Source organism: Yoonia sp. R2331 (assembly GCF_041103235.1).
Lineage (GTDB): Bacteria > Pseudomonadota > Alphaproteobacteria > Rhodobacterales > Rhodobacteraceae > CANMYO01.
The window spans coordinates 430,245-451,351 of the sequence record NZ_JBGCUN010000001.1; the positions used below are offsets into that span (position 1 = coordinate 430,245).

General features: G+C 57.0%; 18 protein-coding genes. 7 read left to right on the forward strand and 11 right to left on the reverse strand.

What is annotated here, in order from left to right; genetic code table 11:
• Positions 1-42 precede the first annotated feature (42 nt).
• From AB3Y40_RS02220 to AB3Y40_RS02240, 5 genes are all read left to right on the forward strand, one after another.
• A complete protein-coding gene (locus AB3Y40_RS02220; RefSeq protein WP_369437170.1) occupies positions 43-1,215 on the forward strand; it encodes a sugar ABC transporter substrate-binding protein in 1,173 nt (390 codons plus the stop codon).
• Positions 1,216-1,310: 95 nt separating this feature from the next.
• On the forward strand, positions 1,311-2,816 hold the full coding sequence (locus AB3Y40_RS02225) for a sugar ABC transporter ATP-binding protein (RefSeq protein ID WP_369437171.1): 1,506 nt from the start codon (positions 1,311-1,313) through the stop codon (positions 2,814-2,816).
• Between the two features lie 12 nt (positions 2,817-2,828).
• On the forward strand, positions 2,829-3,806 hold the full coding sequence (locus AB3Y40_RS02230; RefSeq protein WP_369437172.1) for an ABC transporter permease: 978 nt from the start codon (positions 2,829-2,831) through the stop codon (positions 3,804-3,806).
• A gap of 273 nt (positions 3,807-4,079) precedes the next feature.
• Positions 4,080-4,517 (forward strand): molybdopterin-dependent oxidoreductase, encoded by a 438-nt coding sequence (locus tag AB3Y40_RS02235; protein ID WP_369437173.1) that lies wholly within the window; start codon positions 4,080-4,082, stop codon positions 4,515-4,517.
• Between the two features lies 1 nt (position 4,518).
• Positions 4,519-6,540, forward strand: a complete 2,022-nt coding sequence (locus AB3Y40_RS02240; protein WP_369437174.1) for a putative bifunctional diguanylate cyclase/phosphodiesterase — start codon at positions 4,519-4,521, stop codon at positions 6,538-6,540.
• A 230-nt stretch (positions 6,541-6,770) separates the two neighbouring features.
• Here the strand turns inward: AB3Y40_RS02240 and AB3Y40_RS02245 are convergent, their stop codons facing one another.
• The 11 genes from AB3Y40_RS02245 to AB3Y40_RS02295 form a co-directional block, all read right to left on the reverse strand.
• A complete protein-coding gene (locus AB3Y40_RS02245; protein WP_369437175.1) occupies positions 6,771-7,496 on the reverse strand; it encodes a copper homeostasis protein CutC in 726 nt (241 codons plus the stop codon).
• Positions 7,483-8,622 (reverse strand): N-acetylglucosamine-6-phosphate deacetylase, encoded by a 1,140-nt coding sequence (gene nagA, locus AB3Y40_RS02250; RefSeq protein ID WP_369437176.1) that lies wholly within the window; start codon positions 8,620-8,622, stop codon positions 7,483-7,485. The genes AB3Y40_RS02245 and nagA overlap by 14 nt, the downstream gene beginning before the upstream one ends.
• On the reverse strand, positions 8,619-9,848 hold the full coding sequence (locus AB3Y40_RS02255; RefSeq protein ID WP_369437177.1) for a class II D-tagatose-bisphosphate aldolase non-catalytic subunit: 1,230 nt from the start codon (positions 9,846-9,848) through the stop codon (positions 8,619-8,621). The genes nagA and AB3Y40_RS02255 overlap by 4 nt, the downstream gene beginning before the upstream one ends.
• A complete protein-coding gene (locus AB3Y40_RS02260) occupies positions 9,841-10,746 on the reverse strand; it encodes an ROK family protein (protein ID WP_369437178.1) in 906 nt (301 codons plus the stop codon). The genes AB3Y40_RS02255 and AB3Y40_RS02260 overlap by 8 nt, the downstream gene beginning before the upstream one ends.
• Positions 10,743-11,795, reverse strand: coding sequence for an SIS domain-containing protein (locus AB3Y40_RS02265; RefSeq protein WP_369437179.1), 1,053 nt, complete (start codon positions 11,793-11,795; stop codon positions 10,743-10,745). The genes AB3Y40_RS02260 and AB3Y40_RS02265 overlap by 4 nt, the downstream gene beginning before the upstream one ends.
• A complete protein-coding gene (locus AB3Y40_RS02270; protein ID WP_369437180.1) occupies positions 11,792-12,796 on the reverse strand; it encodes an SIS domain-containing protein in 1,005 nt (334 codons plus the stop codon). Before AB3Y40_RS02270 ends, AB3Y40_RS02265 begins: the two co-directional genes overlap by 4 nt.
• Positions 12,793-14,052 (reverse strand): Gfo/Idh/MocA family protein, encoded by a 1,260-nt coding sequence (locus AB3Y40_RS02275; protein ID WP_369437181.1) that lies wholly within the window; start codon positions 14,050-14,052, stop codon positions 12,793-12,795. Before AB3Y40_RS02275 ends, AB3Y40_RS02270 begins: the two co-directional genes overlap by 4 nt.
• A gap of 10 nt (positions 14,053-14,062) precedes the next feature.
• Positions 14,063-15,163 (reverse strand): ABC transporter ATP-binding protein, encoded by a 1,101-nt coding sequence (locus AB3Y40_RS02280; RefSeq protein ID WP_369437182.1) that lies wholly within the window; start codon positions 15,161-15,163, stop codon positions 14,063-14,065.
• A gap of 85 nt (positions 15,164-15,248) precedes the next feature.
• Entirely contained in the window at positions 15,249-16,451 is a 1,203-nt protein-coding gene (locus tag AB3Y40_RS02285) for an ABC transporter substrate-binding protein (RefSeq protein ID WP_369437183.1), read from the reverse strand.
• Positions 16,452-16,497: 46 nt separating this feature from the next.
• Positions 16,498-17,340, reverse strand: coding sequence for a carbohydrate ABC transporter permease (locus AB3Y40_RS02290; protein ID WP_369437184.1), 843 nt, complete (start codon positions 17,338-17,340; stop codon positions 16,498-16,500).
• A gap of 1 nt (position 17,341) precedes the next feature.
• Positions 17,342-18,286 (reverse strand): carbohydrate ABC transporter permease, encoded by a 945-nt coding sequence (locus AB3Y40_RS02295; protein WP_369437185.1) that lies wholly within the window; start codon positions 18,284-18,286, stop codon positions 17,342-17,344.
• A 217-nt stretch (positions 18,287-18,503) separates the two neighbouring features.
• Here AB3Y40_RS02295 and AB3Y40_RS02300 point away from each other — a divergent pair, with 217 nt between their 5' ends.
• Both AB3Y40_RS02300 and AB3Y40_RS02305 read left to right on the forward strand, forming a co-directional pair.
• Positions 18,504-19,259, forward strand: a complete 756-nt coding sequence (locus AB3Y40_RS02300) for a GntR family transcriptional regulator (RefSeq protein WP_369437186.1) — start codon at positions 18,504-18,506, stop codon at positions 19,257-19,259.
• A 46-nt stretch (positions 19,260-19,305) separates the two neighbouring features.
• Positions 19,306-21,063 (forward strand): beta-N-acetylhexosaminidase, encoded by a 1,758-nt coding sequence (locus AB3Y40_RS02305; RefSeq protein WP_369437187.1) that lies wholly within the window; start codon positions 19,306-19,308, stop codon positions 21,061-21,063.
• The last annotated feature ends 44 nt before the right edge of the window (positions 21,064-21,107 follow it).

Here is a 21,107-nt window from a genome sequence, read left to right on the forward strand (position 1 = left end):
CCGCGGGTCACGGCACCACGTTAATAGGGAGGAGACCCATCAATGAGACATTTCATTCTGTCCACGGCGGCCGCGCTCGCACTATCGGTCGCTGCGGCACCTGCATACGCTGATTTCCAAGGCTTTGATCCTGCGACACACGATGGATCGATGTTCCCGGCTGAGAGCCTGATGGCAATGGTAAAAGCCGCGATGGAAGTAACACCCCCCAAGAACGGTGAAAACTACGTGATCGGGTTTGCCAACTTGCAACGCGACATCCCGTTCTGCGGGCTGGTTGAACAGGGTATCCTTGAGAACGCAGAGGCGGCCGGAATTGAAGTTGTTATAGCCGACAACCGCTTGGACGGTGCAACGGCCCTTGCGAACGCCGAGAGCTTCATTATCCGGGATGTCGACTTCGTGATTGAATTCCAGACAGACGCCGAATTTGGGGCCGTCATCATGGACAAATTGAACACGGCCAACATCCCCGTCGTCGCAATCGACATTCCGATGCCGGGCGCCGGATTTTTCGGTGTGAACAACCCGCGTGCCGGATTCATGGGCGGGTCATATCTCGCGCAGGCTGCTGTTGCGCGTCATGGCATGGATGCCGTGATGAACGGCTTTTTCATCGAAGGTGAATTGCCACAATCCGGCCCCATCCCAGCGATGCGAACGGGCGGACAAATCGCAGGGTTTCGTGCCGCATTGCCGGATTTTCCCGAAGACCAGATCCTGACGTTTGACAGCAAAAACACGCTCGAAGAGAGCTTTACCCAGACCAATAACTTGCTCAGCCGTGTGCCTGAAGGTGTGCCGATCATGGGCACCGCGATCAACGACCAGGCGGCAACCGGCATCTTGCGCGCAGCCCAGCAGGACGGGCGCGACATGATCACAGTCGTCGGGCTTGGCGCCGATGAAGGCGAAACACTTGCAAACGAAAAAGACTTTGTTGCGGCTGTCGGGTCCTTTCCGGAACGCTACGGCAATTCACTGATCCCGATCGCGCTTGCAACTTTGGCCGGTGAAGAGCTTCCTGATGCGGTGTTGATCAACCACCAAATGGTGACGCCGGCCAATATCTGTGAATTCAACGCCAACATCGCCTGCCAAGAGGTCGACGTCGTTGACTATTCGTTCCCCGAAGAGGGCTTTCTAGCCCACCTCGAAGCGCTGCGGGATGATCCGTCGTTGGCGGATGTGCAAAACTTGATCCCGACGCAATAAAACGTTGAAAATGCTAGGCCACGTGGCTGAAAGGCCGCGTGGCACTGCTTTCTCGAAGACTTCATTCCTTTCTTAACCTACCAAGGCATGTTCCGATGAACGCCCCGCTTCCCCGAATTCAGATGCGCGACATCTACAAGAGCTTTGGTCCTGTGCAGGTTCTGGAAGGGGTGTCACTTGATGTGAAAGCCGGAGAAATCGTTGCGTTACTGGGGTCCAACGGTGCTGGCAAATCGACGTTGATGAAAATTCTCACTGCGAATTATACAAAAAATTCTGGTGAAATTCGGGTCAACGATGCGGTGGTTCAATTCAATTCTCCGCGCGACGCCGCGCGTGTTGGGATCACGTTTTTGCCGCAGGAAATTTCTGTCTTTCCAGAGCTCAGCATCGCGGAAAACATCTGCATGAATGCTGACGGCAAGGGGACGGTTGACTGGTCAGACATAGCACGTCGCGCGCAAGCGGTGCTTGAAGACCTAGGATTTGGACACCTTGGCGCGGATACCTTGGTAGCAGATCTACCTGTCGCCGAGCGGCGCATTATCGAAATTGCCCGGGCCCTTGAATCGCAGGCTGAAATTCTGGTGATGGACGAACCGACAGCGTCGTTGTCTGAACAGGAAAGCGAACAGATTTTCACCATTCTGCGCCGCCTTAAAGAGCGCGGCACAAGCATTGTCTACATCTCGCACTTCCTAAAGGAGGTGTTCGAGATTTCAGACCGGATCGTTGTGCTGCGAGATGGTTTGAATGCAGGCGAATTTGATCCGCATACCTCGCAAGTGGGGGAAGTGGTCAATGCGATGCTGGGCAAGGTGGCCGGGTCCATGTTTGAGGATCGTGATCCTTTGCCGGCCAATGCGCCTGTCGTGTTCACTTGCAAAGGTTTGACGCAGCCCGGCAAGATCGAAGACGTTTCCTTTGATCTGCACGCGGGCGAGATTTTGGGCGTATTCGGTTTGATTGGCTCTGGTGTTGAGGTTCTGGGGCGTCTGGTGTTCGGGGCAGAGGGCCGCCCGTCTGCCGGCGAAATGATGTTATCTGGCAAACCGTATCAGCCCGTATCTCCCTTGAAAGGGAAAGACGCTGGTATAGGGTTTGTCACGGCTGAGCGTAAAACCGATGGCATCATGGCAGATATGAGCGTGCGCGAGAATCTTGTCGCCGCGTTCCAACAGGATTTCGGAAATACCGTCTTCACGTCCCCGGCCCGCGAAACTGCTCATACGAATGATTGGATCAGTAAGCTGGGGATCAAAACCTCCGGGCCGGAACAACCGATCAGACTACTGTCTGGCGGCAATCAGCAAAAGGTTTGCGTCGCCCGTTGGCTGAACCCAAAGGTTAAGATGCTGATCCTCGAAGAACCGACACGCGGGGTTGATGTCGGCGCGCGACGCGAGATTTATAGTCATCTGGTCGACTTTGCCCGAAGCGGTCTTGCCGTGCTGGTCTTATCGTCAGATGTGGAAGAAATCGCAGGTCTGTCGGATCGGTCCCTTGTGATTGATCGGGGGCGCATCTTGGCGGAATTCGGAAGCAGAGCTACTGCAAACGATTTGATGTCGGCCACCGCAATGACCGCAAACCATCCTTAAGGGGCGCTTGAGATGTCTAACACAACGTTGTCCCAAGGTGTGTTGAAACGCCTCTTCGGTGGATCAGGAGTCGGAACGACCGTTCTGATCCTGCTCGTCTTTTATGTTCTGTTGCTCGTCGTGTTTTCGTTCCTGTCACCCTTCTTCATGACCATGCGCAACATGACCTCTATCAGTTCCAATATTGCACTGATTGGGCTTATGGCCGCTGCGGGGACCCCCCTTATCATCGCGGGGGGGTTGGATTTGTCTGTCGCAGCCATTGCGGGTCTGACAGGGGTCATCATTGCTTTGCTACACGCTGCGGGTATTCCTATATGGTTTGCCGTCCTATGCGCGGTTGGGATCGCTGTTGTCGTCGGCTTGGTGAATGGGATTTTGGCGACCTATCTGCGGTTGAACCCTTTGATTGTGACGCTTGCGACGATGTCCATTGTTTCTGGGGTGTCGTTGATCCTGACGGGGGGACTGACCAAACCGTTGTCGGTGGACGGTTTCAACTGGATCGGGCAAGGCCGTCTTTTGGGTATCCCTGTACCTGCGTTGTTGATGTTGGCCGTGTACATCGGTTTGTGGCTGGTCATGCAAAAGACGCATTTCGGGCGTCATGCGTTTGCCGTGGGTGGAAACCCTGACGCCAGTCGCCTGATCGGTCTGCCCGTGGATCGCACGCAAATCTCGCTCTATGTTTTGTCAGCCGTATCGGGTGCAATTGCTGGCACCGTGCTGGCGGCCATGCTGGGGGCTGCCGCTCCGAATGCCGCAGGCCCGCACCTGTTAACCGTCATTGCTGCGATCATTCTAGGGGGGACATCCCTGCAAGGCGGACGTGGTTCTGTGTGGGGTACGCTGGTGGCTGTGCTTATTCTTGGAACGCTGAACAATGGGCTGACATTGATGAACGTCACCAGCTTTTGGCAGGACGTCACACGCGGAGTCGTCTTGATCCTTGCGGTCGGATTCGATGGTTTGCGGCAACGGATGGGTTAGTGCAATGGCACCAATCGAATGCCCGTACCTCAACGAGAGCCCAAACTTAGAAGCGTGTCAGCCGGCGCTGGGAAACGGTTGCGGCCACCGCGGCTGCCTTTGTGATCGGGTGAATTGTTGCCTCTAGTGTACCCGCGCCTCTTAACCTCTTATTTCTAGAAAACTCCTAACGTGATTGCTCCAACAACAAAGGAGAATCACGTGCAACGATTTGTATCAGTCATAGTTGCGTCTTGGATATTGTCTTCAAGTGTCGCAATCGCTGGTCCTTCTGTGCAAGTTTCACTTGAGCCAATTGCACATGACCAGGCCACATTGGTCATCGTCGGGCAAGACAGCACCGAGATGAGTTATAGCCCCGCAGAGCTCGAAACTCTTCCAACCTACAGAGTGACCACAACGACCCCTTGGCGCGAACAACCCGCAGACTTTGATGGTGTCTTGCTTTCCGACTTGCTCGACGCGAACGGACTTGGCGGTGCGGACGCGATTTTGGTCACTGCTGAAAACGACTACACTACCACCCTGACCCGAGAGTTGATCGATAGTGTTGAAATCCTGGTCGCGACGCGCGTCAATGGTGAGCCTCATAGCCGCAGAGAACGCGGACCAATCCAATTCGTAATCGAAAAGTCCCAGTTCGAAGGTTCGCCTTTGACGTCGGAGTCGAATTTTGTCTGGATGGCCGCTCGTATCGAGGCCGCAGACTGAAATGTACCCTCGGCCTGCTCGCGACAATGCCAACCAAGTCGATGGCTTTCTCGATGTATTGGCTGCACGGGTCGGAATTTCAACTGCGTTAGCAGTTCTTGTTTCGATCTGTGTTGGTGCAGGTTTTTACATTCAGACGGTCGTCACGCAGCTTGAAGAGAACCACTCTGTCTTTCGGGATACTCAAGTTCGGAATGGATACGTAGGGATGAGCGACGTTCAAAGGCTCATTCTCATTGTCCAGTCCGCAGTCGTAATCGGTGAAATTACCGAAGCGCTAAAGGATGACTTCAAGAATGCCACCGACATTCTCTATGTTCGCGCAGACAACTTCGAACGGCAAATGGCCAAAAGCGATGGTTTGCAAACAGGTGTCAGATCAGTCGCCGCACTTCGGGACATTGTGGATATCGCTGACGCCGCGATCAAAGATGATTTTTCAAATGTTCAGGGGCTGGCCACTGAACTGGTGCAAGCCGGCTCTGAAGCGCGTAGTCATATGGTGCAATTCCTTGATGAAACACGCCGGAAGGCTGACACTGTCCTCGAAGCGCAGTCCGTGGCCGTCCGTGAACAACAGCTATTTTTGCTCGCCAGCCTCGGCGGCCTGAGTATCTTTGGAAGTGTTGCCATTCTGCTATTGCGTCGCGAGGTGCTGGGTCGCAGAGCCCGCGAAGTTGCCGAAAGACGGGTCGAATTCCTTGCTTACTTTGACCCATTGACCAACTTGCCGAACAGGGTTCAGTTTCAGGAACGACTGCAAAAGAAGTTGGATGAAGGTCAACCATTGGCACTGCTTTTAGTTGACCTTGATGACTTCAAAATCGTTAACGACACCTACGGTCATGCCGCCGGCGATGCGGTTCTGAAGCACATTGCAACCAAACTTGGGCATTTGGCCGCCGCGAACCTCGGATTTGCGGCGCGACTTGGTGGCGATGAATTTGCAATTGTACTTCCAGGCGACGATACCGACATGGTCATAGAAGCCTGTGAAGAAGCGATTGTCCAAACACGGTCCGCCATCACCTTTGAAGGCGAGACGCTATCGACGACCGTCAGTGTCGGCGCCTGTTCAACGAAGCAAATTGGCTACCAAAAGCATCCATCGGTCGATCACCTGTCCAGAGTGACCGACTTTGCGCTTTATGCTTCGAAATCGGAAGGTCGCAATCAATTCACAATCTACGATCAACCGCTTGAACAGCGGTTCCTTGAACGTCGCGCAATGCTTGAAGAGTTGCCTCAGGCAATAAATGCCGGTGACCTTGAGGTGCATTTCCAGCCCAAGGTGATGCTTCCCGAAGGCGAAGTGTTTGGGTTCGAGGCCTTAGTCCGTTGGAGACGAGGTGATAGAATTGTACCGCCCATTGAATTTATCGCCTTGGCTGAAGAGAGTGGCCTCGTCCTCGAAATTGACCGATATGTCCTCGAACGGTCGACGGAGTACGTCGCAGAGTGGAACGAAAGAAACAAAACCCGCTTTACGGTCAGCGTTAACCTTTCGGCCCTCCATTTCAATACCGATAGGATTGTTGCGCTCGTCCAAGGCGTTCTCAATTGCTCCAATCTTCCAGCGGAATTCCTAACCCTCGAAATTACGGAAACAATGGAGGTGCGGGATTGGCAGCAGGCGCAAAAAATCATTGCGGCGCTTCACCACTTGGGCTGCAAAATTGCGATTGATGACTTCGGCACCGGGTACTCCTCGCTCGCTTATCTTCGCACGACCAAGGCAAACGAGCTGAAGATTGATAGGTCGCTTGTGCTTGAAATCGAGACGTCCAAGAAGGCACGAATGCTGCTTTCGTCAGTCCTGAATATTGCGCGAGATCTTGAGATGGACGTCACGGTTGAAGGTATCGAGACCGTCGAGGTTGCACAGGTTGTTCAAGAGATGGGCGCACGGCAGGCGCAGGGTTTTTTGTACGGCAGACCTGAACCTCCGCATGTGGCGATGGAGCGGACACGTTCCCATTCTGATGTCTCAAAGCATTTCGATGAATGTAGTGGAGCGGCCTAGAGCCAGTGTGACATTCCCATTCGCCTGGTCGTATCCATTTCCATTCACAGCGGCACTTTCGCAGCTTAGACTGTGTTCCAAGCCGCGGTTGGTTACCTTTCACCCTTGCTGGATAGCATCCCTGCCGATGGCTCGAAGGTCCCAATGAGGTGACAAACAATCCGGCCCACAGGGAATGTGCGCGCCATGTCAATCAAAATTGGTGAATAATGGTTCGCCGTGCCGCCAGATCAGCTCAATTTGTGACAAAGCCGCGCAAGCCGATCCAGTTCGGTCAGGTCGATCGATCGTTGAGTGGTGCCAAATCCTAGCTTCGCGTAATGCGGTTTCGCGGCTTCAACGCGCGTGCAGGACGTATGGAAAGCGGTCAACCTTGTCTTTGCCATGATCACCGGAAGGTTGGCGCTGTTGATACCAGCACCAGCCATAATTTCGATCCGACCCGCTGCCGCCGCATGTAGCCTGTCGAGGCCAGCAATCCCTTCGATCGCTGATGAGGCCGCGCCGGATGACAGAACGCGCCGGATGCCAAGATCGATGGCGACCTCCAACGCGGCAAAAGGATCGTCGACCACGTCGATGACCCGGTGCAATGTGATGTCCAGGCCGTCCGCAGCGGCGACCAGAGTTTCAAGTGAGCGACGGTCCAAGGCGCCATTGCTTTCTGCGCCGATAACAACACCTTTTAACCCTATCGCGCGTGCGGCACGAATACTTGTGACGGCGGTCGCCTGATCGCTTGCTGTCATCGCAAAGTCGCCGCTGCGCGACCTGATCAGGACATGTGTTTCGATCCCCAACGATGCCGCTAGCTCCATCATGCCTATGTCTGGGGTCAGCCCGCCAAGATCCAGCGCGCTGCACAGCTCTATCCGGTCCGCGATTCCGGCACAGGCCGCGACGGCATCGGGCGAACTGGCGCAGATTTCAAGCGTGTAGGGGTTATTCCGCGGCATCATATGCCAAAGTTGCGCCAAGCATCGCATTAAGCGCATCGGCCTGCGCAAGGTTGTTGGACAGCACCACAAGATCGCGAGTCTTGCGGCCAACCAAACTCGCCAAATCATCACGTCCGATCACCTGGGCCGGGATCGTCACCGCCATGCGTAGCGCGTGGTCAAGTGGAATGCCAACATGGTGTACCAGGCGCGCGACGCCTTCGGCTTGCGTAATGTGCGCCCCGGCAAGACCACCCTCAGCATTGATCAAGCGACCCTCTTTGAGGTGAACGCCCTGACCGTAAAGGTCGAAGTGATCCGGTCCACCGACAGTGGCCATTGCGTCTGATACAAGGAACATCAGATCGTCTTTCGGACGCGCCCGGATCGCCAACCGGATCATGCGATCATCGACGTGGTGGCCGTCACAAATAATACCGGACCGCATATCTGAATTGATAATTGCGCCAACCGCGCCCGGCCCGCGCCCGGTCATCGGGGACATTGCGTTGAACAGATGTGTCGCGCAGGACGCGCCGGCCGCGATTGCCGCTTCAACCGCGTCGGCCGTTGCGTCCGTGTGACCAATTGAAACGACAGCGCCCAAGGCGGCAAGTGTAGCGATCTGGGTGTTTGTCGCGGCTTCTGGCGCGACGGTAATCATCACCGCGACCCCATGTTGGCGCAGCATTTGCACCACATTCATGGTGCGATCATCCAGTTTGCGGATGTTGGCCCCGTTGTGGGTGCCGCGCCGGGCTACCGAAATGTGCGGTCCCTCAATATGCAGCCCCACGATCCCATCATCTTGCCGGGCGGCCAAAACAGCGTCGGCGGCGCGGTCCAGCACGTCAGCCGCATCCGTGATCACTGTGGGCATTATCGCAACCGTGCCGAATGTGCGATGCGCCGCTGCGATTGTCACCATGCTGTCGCGTGCCGGGGCAGAGTTTAGCATCACACCGCCACCGCCGTTCACCTGCAAATCGACAAACCCGGGTGTCAGGCACCCTTTGATCGGAACGGCTGCATGCGGGGCAGGGGCGAGGTCTGCCACTTTGCCATCCACGATGCGCAGGGCATGCCCAGACACCACGGATTTGCCATCGAACAACTGATCCGGTGCAATCCAATTCTCACTCATGATGCTTCCTCAAAAAAGTAAGGGGCCAGCGCGTGGGATATTTGCGCATCAATAAGCCGTTGGACTTGTGGACCGTGTAGCCCGTCTGCGCGATCCAGAACAAGCGGATCGAATGCAGCGCGCAATTTGGCGTCAGGTATCGGTTGCTCAAATTGCGCCTTTAGGACCTGCACCGCCTTTTGCGCGCTGGGGGTTTGCCAGTAATAGCGGATCCGGTCGGCAAGCCCATAATGGCGCTGCGCGAATTGCGCGGCTGCGTCACCCGCACAATGCGCTTGCCAATGGGATGGATCGGCCAGCATCTCTGCTTCCATCGTGGCTTGCAGTTCACCGCTGGGCGAACGCAATTGGTCAAGCGCATAAAGAGCCGCGCGATAGGCAAACGTCAGTGCCGGTCCGACCTTTTGGAACGCAAAGCCGAGTTCGGCCAGTCGTGGATAGACGCCCGGGTCCTGGTAGTCGGTCGAATGCGCTTCGAGACAAACATGCGGATGGTCGTCCAAAGCACCCAATAGGTTCGGATCACGATCCATCGTTAGGGCATGGACGGATTTAGGGCCGAACTCCACGCCCGGCTGCACCACAAGGCCGCCGATCTGCCCTGCAAGATCGCCAAATGCTGCATCATGGGCCAAAAGGGTGCGACGCGCGTCTGATGGCTTTGTGGGGCTGATGTCGCCGTGTTCGTCGACACGCGCGCCGCCCGGCGGCGGCACCTCTGTACCGACCACAAACAGGACATCATCCCGCACCTTGCTGCAGATTCTCGCCAATCGGGCCGAACGCGCGGCGGTCACCTCATCGTCATGTTGTGCGGGCTCACCAAAACAGCCTTCGGAACAATCCAGGTGAATTTTGCCGAAACCAGCCGCCACGTAGTCGCCGACCAAAACGTCGGCTTTTGCCATCGCGGCATCGGGGTCCAGATTGCGCCACGCCTGCGGGCCAAGGTGATCACCGCCAAAGATGATCCGTTCGCGATCCGTCCCGGTTTCATCCGCCAAGCGACTGACAAAGCGCATGAAATCGCTTGGTGTCATGCCGGTATAGCCGCCGTCTTGGTTGACCTGGTTCGAGGTCGCCTCGATCACCACATGCCGGTCAAGGCGCTGGGCGAGCGCCAGAGAGGCGCGCAAAACATCAGGTTGGGCAGAACAAACTGATGGAATAGCGACCCGCTGCCCTGCGCGGTTGCGCCGAATGATATCGCGCAGCACGTCAGTCATTCTGATCTGCCTGCCAAGCCGCAAACGCAGCCCCGCGCGCGCCACTGGTATCGCCTCCCTCGGCCAGTACCAGCGGTGGGGTGCCAAAACCGGGCAATTGCGTGGCTTGGGCTGCGCTTTTCAGATCGTCCACGATGCCATCAATGCGGCTTAATCCGCCGCCAAGGACGATCAAGTCAGGGTCAGCCGTCAAGGTCAGCGTGTGGATCAACTCTGCCGTCAGCGCGCACCATATCCGCCAAACGTTCTTCATCGGGCCGCTCTTTGATGCCGCGATCTGGGGCGGTGTCGTGTCTTGGCCTGTCAGGTGTTTGGCAAGAGCAGATAGGCCGGGCCCCGCGATATAGGTCTCGATACAGCCCTTGCGCCCGCAGCCGCATGTCAGGATCGGAAGATCATGTTGTGCGACAAGATGCGCCGGGGCGGCGGTATGCCCAAATTCTCCACCTGTGTGGGTTGGACCCTGCAAGATCCGTTGGTCTACGCACAATCCGCCACCCACACCGGTTCCCAGGATCAGTGCCATGACGGTGCGATGCCCGCGTCCCTGACCAAAGACCGCCTCTGAAAGCGCCAGCGCCCGACAGTCGTTGATGTATGTCACAGCGCGCCCAGCAGCACCTGCAATGTCCGCTGGAAAGGGCTGGCCGGTCGCGACGAGATTTGCCGTCAGTGCTTTGCCGTTTCTGGGGTTCACAAGGCCAGCTGCCCCAATCCCAACAGGCGCGCTTACACCCAGTTGCGCCTCTGCCCATCGGATTTGGTCGGCGACCACATGCACAAGGTCTTCATAGATGCCCGGCGTATCATGCCGCTGGCGGGCGACGACGGCCCAGTCATCATCAAAGAGCTGCGTTTCAATCTTTGTGCCGCCCAGATCGATGCCGATGGCGGTCATGACGCCACCTGATAAAGCTTCACACCAGACACCACCCGGCTCAGAGTGGACTGACCAGCAAACGGATCGTCGACATTCAAGCCAAGCGCGTCGGACCACATCACCCCTCGGATCTGGGCCGCTGCGACACATAAGGGGGCGGCCCACGCAGGTCCAAATGGCATTGCGATGTCGATGTCTCCTCCAGCTCCAATTGTTTCCACGCTTGCCGCAGGAAATTGCATCCGCAGTTCTGCCGCCAGATCACTGTCATAGTTCCGGGTCGGTGCGTGGGGGCTTTGGAAAATGGTGATGTCTGTTGCGTCTGTGACAAATGCCTTTGGTCCGTGCCTAAATCCCAGCGTGGTTTCCCAAAGCGCGGGCATTTGGCCTGCCGAAAGCTCCATCACCTTAAGTGCCGCTTCGCGCGCGGCAAAGCAAAGCGGCCCTGAACCCACATAGACAACCCGTTCAGGGCGTGGCCCCGCAGCGAGCGTTGGCAGCAGCCGGTCCAGTTGATCGGCCAGCGCAGTCATCCGGTTGGTCCAATCGCTGGAGGCATCAAACAGCGCCAGCCCGGTCAACAACATCGTGGAAAAGCTTGACGTCATCGCAAATCCGGCGTCGTGCGTAGCGTCAGGCAAGATGACCACCTCTGTCGGCCCGCGCGAGGCTCGTGTCGCCAGCGCACTGTCCGCATTGCAGGTAATATTCAGGCGGGGCGCATCAGGTAGCAGTGCGTCCAGCGCATCAAGGGTGCCGATGCTCTCGGTGCTGTTGCCGGATCGCCCGAAGTTGACCACTAGGGGCCGCACACCAGACAAGACATGTGCCGGATCAGCGACGATATCTGTGCTTGGGACGGACCGAGTTCCTTTAAGTGATGCCGCGATGATGTCGCCGATATAAGCACTTGTGCCCGCCCCAACGAACCAAACCTCATCAAAGGTCTGGTCAGCAATCCAGTCCCGCAGACCGGCCACATCTAAGGTGGCCCCCCAACTGCGCCAGATCGCAGGTTGATTGTGGATTTCGCGCCAGGTTGCCCACTTTGAAAGATGCTCGGTCATGTGGTTTGCGTGACTTTCGACAAGGTCGCAGGCGCATCAGGGTCAAGACCCAGCGCGAGCGCAGTATTCAAGATAATAGGGTACATCGTTGCCAACAGCACGGCAGCCGCCGCAGCAGGGGTGATCTGATCCAGTCCGAGATCGCTCAATCGCAAGCGGAATACGTCACAATCAATCGCGCGAAAACGCGCCTCAGCCTGATCCAAGCTGTCCTGAACCTCTGCAAGGCCAATATCCAACATGAGCACCATCAACGGGTTGGTGGCCAATTGCAGCGGTCCATGCAAGACCTCAGAGCTTGAATAGGCTTCAGCGTGAAGTGCGCAGCATTCCTTGAGTTTCAGCGCCACCTCATGTGCCGCGCCATACCCCGTGTCTCGCCCGATCACATAAACATGGCGCGCCCGCAGAAACGCTGCTTGGAGCTGTGCGGCCCGTGGATGTTGGATCGAGACATTCGCAATTTCTGTCAAGGATTCTTGGATTTTTTGGGCATAGGCCGGACGTGCCGCCCCCAGCAGGGCCATGCCCGCACCAATCGCGCCGACGACCGATTTTGTTGCGGGAACGGCAAGCTCGGGGCCAGCGCAGATGGGCAGGGTTGTCTCTGACGCCGCCTCAACGGCGCTGGCGGGTTGATTGGTGATGGCGATGACGTTTGCGCCCGCCTGCATCGCCCCTCTTGCCGACAGCACAAGGTCATCGCTTGATCCCGACTGACTGATCACAAGCGCCGCTGCCTGGCGTAAATCGACACCGCTGCCGATTGAGAAAACTGATGGAGGCAAAGAGGTCGCAGGAACCCCCAATTCGCGCATGAACTCATATGACAGCACGTTTGCGGCTGCATCTGATGACCCGCGCGCGACTGTATAGATCGCTTTTGGTTCACCCAACCGCGCTCGTTCCGTGCTTTGAGACGCTGCACGGGTCAGCACATCGATGCAGTCCGCCGATTCAGCGGCCATTAGGCGGCCGGGCGTCTTGTTTGCGTTTATCATGTCCGTAATCCGTATGTGTCAAAGGCTTGCCAAGTTGGCGTCATGTCTACCATTGCGCCGCTGATCCGCGCTTCATCCAACGCCATGGCGACCAGTCCCGCTTCCAGCGCATCAACGACGCTGACCGGCAGATTGTCTGTTTCGCCGCGCAAGAAGGCGACGATGTCATCAACCATCATGTGGTCCGCACCGTAGTGGGCAGAGGCGCGTTTGCTGTCCATCTTGGTATAGTCATGAGCAGCTATGACCGACCCATCGCGCGCCGTCGCTTTCAGCGTGCCGCGCACAAAGTCGCCCTCTGCCATGCCGTGGGTCCCCATCACGCAGAAGCGGCGATGTTCGTCAGGAACATTCAGGTTGGTGTGAAACACCAGCGACGCGCCGCTGTCATATTGCACAAGTGCGGTCTGGTGATCGATGATATCGCCGTCCGAATGAAACGCGTCCGACACGCTGTTCCAGACGGACGGCTTATGATGCATGATCTCGTTTTCGACATTCGCGGTAGGCGCATTGTCCGGCACATAGGATTTGCGCCCGCCAAAGCTTGCCAGTTTTGCGGGGCGTGACCTGGTCACCATGTTGTAGATGTCAATGTCATGGCAGCACTTTTCCAACATGAAACCGCCGGACCAGGACACCATCCGCCGCCAATCCCGCATGAAAAATGCGCCGTGGTATGGTGCGATGTGTTCATTGGCCTCTAGCGAAACGATTGACCCCAAGTCATCCAACACCGCACGCAGATCGACCATGTGCTGGGAATAGCGCAGCACCAGCCCGACCATCACCCGGTCGGTGCCGTGTTCCGCCAAAAGCGCCGCAAGCTCCATCGTTTCTTCTTTGGTGGTCACGACGGGTTTTTCTGTGAAAATGCGCACTCCGGCACGCAGGCCGGCCTTGATATGCTCCAAATGAAAACAATTGGGCGAGCCTACAAAAAGAAGATCGGGCTTGGTCTCTTTCAGCATGCTGTCGATGTCATCAAAGCGTGGCGTGTTGCGTCGCATATCAACGCAAGTGGCGAACCCTTCTTTGAGCTGTTTGATCTTGGGTGCGTCCGGGTAGCCCGGGTACACATTGTCAGCCACCAAATTTCGAGCTGCGTCTTTGTCGATTGTGGCGCCATCGACTTGAAGGGCCGAGGCTGGTTGTGGGTCGTAGTATCCGATCAGCTCTGCTTCTGGCATAGCTTGTTTGAGGATCGACAAAACATGCGCCGCGCGCAGTCCAATTCCGGCCGTGACGACTTTCATCGGCTTCTCCCTAAGCGACCAGAGCGGGTGCTGATTTGCGACGCAAGACATCACCTGCGGCATCAAAGACGTGACAGTCCTGAGGCGCCACACTCAGCTTGAGCGGCGCGCCTTCAGCAATGACTGCATCGCCCGGCAATGAAGCGCAGAACCGCGTCTCGTCGCCAATTGTGCCATAGGTGATCGACACGCCACCTAGCCGTTCCAGAACCTTGACCGAAATCTCAAGACCACTTGCGCCAAGGCTGACGTGTTCGGGGCGAATGCCAACTTCGACTTTGTCGCCGGTGCTGACCGATGCGGCCTCAACCGGCAGCACCATCTGATGTCCGCCGGAAAGCTCTACATTGATGCCACTGGCATCGACACCGAGCACCGTGGCGGGGATCAGGTTCATGTTGGGCTGGCCGATGAAAGAGGCGACGAACTTGGTCTTGGGGTGGTGATACAATTCCATGGGGGTGCCAAATTGCTCGACCCGACCACCGTTCAGCACAACGATCCGGTCAGCCATCGTCATCGCCTCGACCTGATCGTGCGTGACATAGACCATTGTGGCATCGAGGTTTTGATGGAGCTGACTAAGCTCGACCCGCATATCCCCGCGCAGTGCGGCATCCAGATTGGACAGCGGCTCGTCGAACAAGAAGACCTTGGGGTTGCGCACTATGGACCGACCAATTGCGACCCGCTGGCGCTGACCGCCTGACAACTGGCCGGGCTTCAATTGCAGCTTGTCGGTCAGTTGCAAAATCTCGGCGGCCTGTTGGACGCGACTGTCCATGTCCGCCCTTTCCAAACTTTGAACGCGCAGCGGAAAGGCGATGTTTTCATAGACGCTCAGGTGTGGATAAAGCGCGTAGGATTGGAACACCATCGAAATGCCGCGCTCCACCGGTGGTGCCGCGCTGACATCCTCGCCGCCAATCACGATAGAGCCGGTGGTCGCTTCTTCCAGCCCGGCAATGATCCGCAGCAGGGTCGATTTCCCGCAACCTGACGGGCCAACGAACACAACGAATTCCTTGTCCTCGATTGCAAGGCTAATGTCATGCAGCACCTTGGCTGCGCCAAAAGACTTGTTGATGGCATTCAGTGAAAGCGTCGCCATTGATCCGTCCGTTCGTTTCAAAAAGAGCTATAAGAGGTCCCCCGGCCGACCCATCATCGGGTCGCCCGGAGGCAGGGAGTTTCGCTTAGAGAGCGTCGTCAAGCTCTTCCGCGGCGATGGTCACCAGATTGTCGACGGTATCGTCCTCAAGGATGATCCCCTGCACCATATTGGTGAAGACCGACTGCAATGACTTGAAGTCTTCCAGCAGCGGCTCTGGCCCGCCGGTCGAGATTGTGGCTGTGAAGTTCGGCCAGATACCGTCCTCATAGTAAAGGTCGGTTTTTCCCATCGCAGCGTAGTCCAGGATCGGTGTCAGACCCCAAGAGCTGTCAAGGTCGTACTGGCTGTCGCCGGATGTGATCCGCTGTGCCAGCTCTTGTGCCAACTCTTCGTGGCCAGACCCTTTGAAAACGACAATGGAGTCGGTGATCAGGATCGTGCCGCTTTCACCGGACGGACCGGCAGGCACAGGCGCCACCAACTGGTTAATGTCTTCGTTGTGCTGGCCGTAACCCCAAGGACCTTGGACATACATCGCGATCTGACCGTCGTTAAACAGGTCCTTCAATTGATCGCGTTCCCAAGCGGTCGGACCCTCTTGGCTGACAGATGCCAGTTTGCCGTAGAACTCCAGCGTCTCACGGGTCTGCTGGCTGTCCAGCATGTTTTCACCGGTTGCACTGTCGATCACTACACCGCCGTTGGAATAAAGGTAGTTCAGGAACTGGTGCATTGTGTTGTCAAAATCTTTGCCAGCCAGGCCAACGCCAGCTGCATCGGTATTGGCAACCACGCCTTCGGCCATCGCATACATCTCGTCCCAGGTTGTCGGCGCAACACATTCCTGACCAGAGGCTTCGACGATGTCACAGTTGATATAAAGCGCCTTGGTTGAAAACGCGTGTGGATATCCCCACTGCGTACCCTCGATCGTGACGGTGTTCAGCACACCATCCTGATAGATCACGTCATCCTGAATTTCAGCAGGCACAATCAGATCATTGTTGGCCAACTGGCGCAGCGTCCGGGACCCCATGTATGCGATCGACGGCGGATCACCAGCGGCGGCCAGCGTCAGGGATTTGTCCTGACATGTGCCCCATGGCACGGCCTCAAGGTTCACGGTGACGCCTTCGTTGTCAGCCTCGAACTGGTCCACGACCGCTTGGTCTGCGTCGCGCACTTCGCCGCCGCACATGATAAAGTGCAGTTCTGTGGCGTGACTATCGGCCATCGCAACCGAGGCACCGCTGGACAGCAAAGCCGCCGCGTATGTGAGTTTCATCAATTTCATTTGGTCTTCTCCCTAGGTTATCAATCGTCGTTGGTGGCTATTCTTTCACGGCACCTGCCGTCAGACCCGCCACGAGGTATTTCTGAAGGAACAAGAAAATGACCATGACAGGCAGAATGCCGGTCAGGGCAGCGGCCATCATCTGGTTCCAGGTGACATCCTGATAGCCGATGAACTCAAACAATCCGGCTGGCAGGGGTTGCAGTTCACGCTGCTGGTTGAACGTGATCGCAAAAAGGAATTGCTGGGCATAAGCCCCGATAAAGACCGCCGTGCTGACCACGATCAGACCCGGCGTCGCCAGCGGCAGCACCACGCGGCGCAGCGTGTACATCCGGCTGGCCCCATCAACGAAAGCGGCCTCTTCCAGCTCGCGCGGGATCTTTTCCAAGTACGACCGCAGCAGCCAGATGCCTGTCGGAATCAAGAACGCCACACCCGGCACGATCATCGCCCAATAGGTGTTCAGTAATCCAATCGACCTGAGCACGCGGTAAAGCGGGATCAACAGCACAGCGCCGGTGAACATGTTCACACCAAGGAAAATGGCCAATGACCCGTTCTTGAACGGAAACTCCAGCCGCGCATAGGCATATGCCGCAGGCACCACAAAGATCATCGTCAGAAGAGTCACCGCTGTTGCGATGAACACCGAATTGAAGATGTAGCGCCCCAAAAGCGGCACTGTCTCCCACATGTCGGAATAGGCCTGAAAGCTGAAGTCATCCGACCAGAACTGATAGGGGCTTCGGAACAGATGTTCGAGCGGACGCAAGGATGCCATGAACATCTCGAAGAAGGGCAGCAAGATGAAGATCAGGAAAACCGTGACCGCTGCGTAAATGCCCAGCATCTGGAGCTTTGTGTACTTGTCCATCATCTTATTTGGTCCCGTACTTGCGGTTCACGAATTTGAGCACGTTGAGGTACAGCAGTGAGAAGATGCCCAGCAGGATCACGATGATCACGGCCCGGGCAGAGCCTTCGCCAAATTTGAAGTTGCTGATGGCGGTCTTGTAGGTGTCCACGATCAGGGTGGTGGTCGCACCGCGAGGGCCGCCCTCGGTCAGGATCCAGATGATCTCGAAACTGTTGAACGTGAAGATCGCAGACAAAAGTGACATAGAGACAATCACCGGCATGATTTGAGGGATCGTGATCCGGCGGAACCGATACCAGCGGCCCGCGCCATCGACCCAAGCGGCCTCGTACAAATCGCGGCTAACCCCTTGCATGGCGGCCAGAAAGAACAGCGTCACCATTGGCGTGCCGACCCACACATCGGCGACAACAGCGGAATAAAACGCGGATTGCTTGTAGGCCAGAAACTCAAAGGGCCCGTCGGTGATCCCCAGTGACATCATCGTGCCCGACAACACGCCGAAGTAACCGTTATAAAGCCAGAGCCAGCCGATCATGCCAATCGCCATTGGGATGATCCAGGGCGGCATGACCAGAACACGGAAAAGCGCCCGGCCAGGAACGGCGGCATTCAACAGCGTCGCCCCGATCAGGCCCAGGATCAGTTTCAGCCCAACGGATAGAAACATCCAATAAAAGGTCCGAACGATCGTCTGGTGGAATTTGCGGCTTTCGACCAGATCTTGGTAATTCGCAAGGCCCACATATTCTTCGCCACCCAACCCGGCCTCCATGAAAGACAGGCGGATCGTCTCGGCCAAAGGCCAGGCCACGATCACAGCAATAAATAGCATGGCTGGACCGACCAGCAGCCAGGCAAACACCGCCTCGGGCAAGGACTTTGCCTTTGGCTTGACCACCTGCGCGGCGGTGGTGTGGCGTGATGCTTGCAGTGTGTCTGTCATGTGGTCCCCCGGTTGGCCATCCTCGAATCGACCTTCCACATTCAGAGTACCTCACAATTCCAATTTTGCTACCACTGCAATACCAAAGCGACGTTCGGTGAATTTATATAGGAAAAATAATATCTTGATTAAGGGTGGGTCTGGGAAATCTCAGAAATTGGTTTGCATTGGTATTGTTTTTTGATACCAAGCCTCGGACAACATGACAGGTAGAGCCATGTCTGACTTCATCACGCAACTCGCGCAAAGCCGATGGTACCGCGACGGGCGCGGCCCGCGGTACAAACAGCTTTGCCGTCACATCAGCGGACTTGTGGCTGCCGGCGATCTTGTCGCTGATGACCAACTTCCGTCCGAACGCGACATCGCCGAAATCGCAGAGGTCAGCCGGGTGACTGTCCGCAAGGCCATTGCAGAGCTGGTATCAGATGGCATGATCGAGCAACGGCAAGGAGCGGGATCGTTTGTGCGCGGCAGCGGCGAACGGTTTGAGCAATCGTTGTCGTCCCTCGTCTCTTTTACCGAAAATCTGCAGGCACGTGGGATCGCTTCGACCAGCCAAACACTGCTGACAGGCGTGTTTCGCCCGACACCGACAGAGGCGATGGTGTTGGGCCTGTCAACGCATCATCAGGTGTCTCGCGTGCACCGCCTGCGACGGGGAGATGATGTGCCGATGGCGCTGGAATATTCGTCGCTTCCCGAAGACGTCTTGCCCCGCCCCGACAAGATCGACGTCTCGCTTTATGAACTTTTGCGCGCCCGCGGCACCGCGCCGACCCGGGCCATGCAGCGTGTCACGGCGGTCAACGCCACGGCCGCCGTCGCCAATCATCTGGACCTTCCCGAAGGTGCGGCCGTGTTGCAGATCGAGCGGACTGGTTATCTGTCCTCCGGGCGGCCAATCGAATTTACAAGCGGCTTCTACCGCTCTGATATCTATGACTTTGTCTCTGAACTGCGGTTGGACTGATATGCAATATACCTGCCGGATAGAGGGCGATCTGTTGGTCCTTACCTTGACGTCTGATCGTGCCTTGTCAGGTGCGATCTTTTGCTGTTCGGGCATGGCGCCGATGGCGCCCGTCGCAGGTGGTGAACTGGAATATACCTTGGGCAGCTACACCGAAATTGCCTTGCCCGATCTGGCCATTGCGGTCCCTCATGTCGTGACGCTGAGATACACAGGTGGCTACACACCCGCCAACCGCGCGTGGATGCCGCTCGGGCCATATCTCAGGCACCATGGCGAGGTTATACCGCTTCCGCCAACACCTGCTGGGCGGCACACACCTAAACTCGTGGACACACCTGCGTTTGAGGGGCTGCCAATGCTCCCGCAACCCAGCGAATGGTCACCAACCGGCGATAGGGTCCCGGTCGACGGGTTCGAGGTGGCGGGTGACGCACTGACGGCCGTCGCGGACCTCGCGCAGCGGCACAACATGCGCTTCACTGGTACGTTCCCCCTGCAACTTCGGCACGAAGAATTAGCGGCTGATGCCTATCGCCTGACCATGACCCCCGATGGCGTGACCATTGCCGCCGGGTCATACGGCGGGCAGTTCTATGCCGGGATCACGTTGCTGACATTGTTGCAGCATGGGGCACTTCCGTGCGGCGTGATGTATGACCAACCGCGCTTTGGTTGGCGTGGTCAGCATCTCGATACCGCGCGGCATTTTTATCAGCCTGCAAGTATCACCGCCTTGCTGGACCTTATGGCGCTGCTCAAGCTCAACCGGTTTCACTGGCATTTCGCGGATGATGAGGCGTTTCGCATTGAACTGGACGCGCTGCCCGAACTGGCGCAACAGACGGCGCGACGGGGCGAGGGGCAGGTGTTGCCCGCACTCTTCACCGGATCACCCTGTGAAGGCGGAACCTATTCCAAACAGACCGTGCACCAGATCATCGACCATGCCGCGGCAATGAACATCGACGTCATGCCCGAGATCGAAGCGCCCGCCCATGCACTCGCACTGACAACGCTTTATCCTGAAACACGCGATCCCGGCGATAACGGGTCAGAGGCATCTGTGCAGGGATATCAGCGCAATGCACTGAATCCGGCGATGCCCAAGACTTGGGAGGTGCTGGAAGCCATCGTTGCGGAAATCAGCGCTCTTTTCCCATTTGATCATTTGCATCTTGGATGTGACGAGTTGCCGAAAGACACGTGGATGAGCAGCCCGCGCGCCCGTGCCCTGATGGCCGAAAACAGCCTCAAGACGACGCAGGATTTGCAAGGTTGGACGATGGCAAAGCTTGCCGCGTTCACGCAAGCACACGGCAAGCGCCCCGCCGCATGGGAAGAAGCCGCCGAAGGATCGAACGGCGGGATCGGCCACAATGCCGTTCTGTTTAGCTGGACCGGGCAGGGCCCTGGGCTGGACGCCGCGCGCGCGGGCTATGATGTCGTCATGACGCCGGCGCAACACGTCTACCTTGATATGGCGCATACCAGTGATCCAGATGACTGGGGTGCAAGCTGGGCGGCATTTGTGGATTTGGCGGATACCATCGCCTGGGATCCCGTACCTGATCAAGCCCTCACAGACCGCATTATCGGTGTGCAAGGCGCATTCTGGTCCGAGTTCACGACCATTGATGGCCAGATGTGGCCAATGCTGATGCCGCGGATGTTGGGTGTTGCGATGATGGCGTGGCAGACGGATCGCCCGGACATGGCGGCTTTAGAAAGCCTATCACTCTACTATGAAGTTGATGAAAAGGGTGGTCTTGCGATCGGGCCAACAGAATCCATGTCTTTCTGACAAGCGTCGACGATTGGTCTTGCGCAGCCGCGATCAGTCAGCTG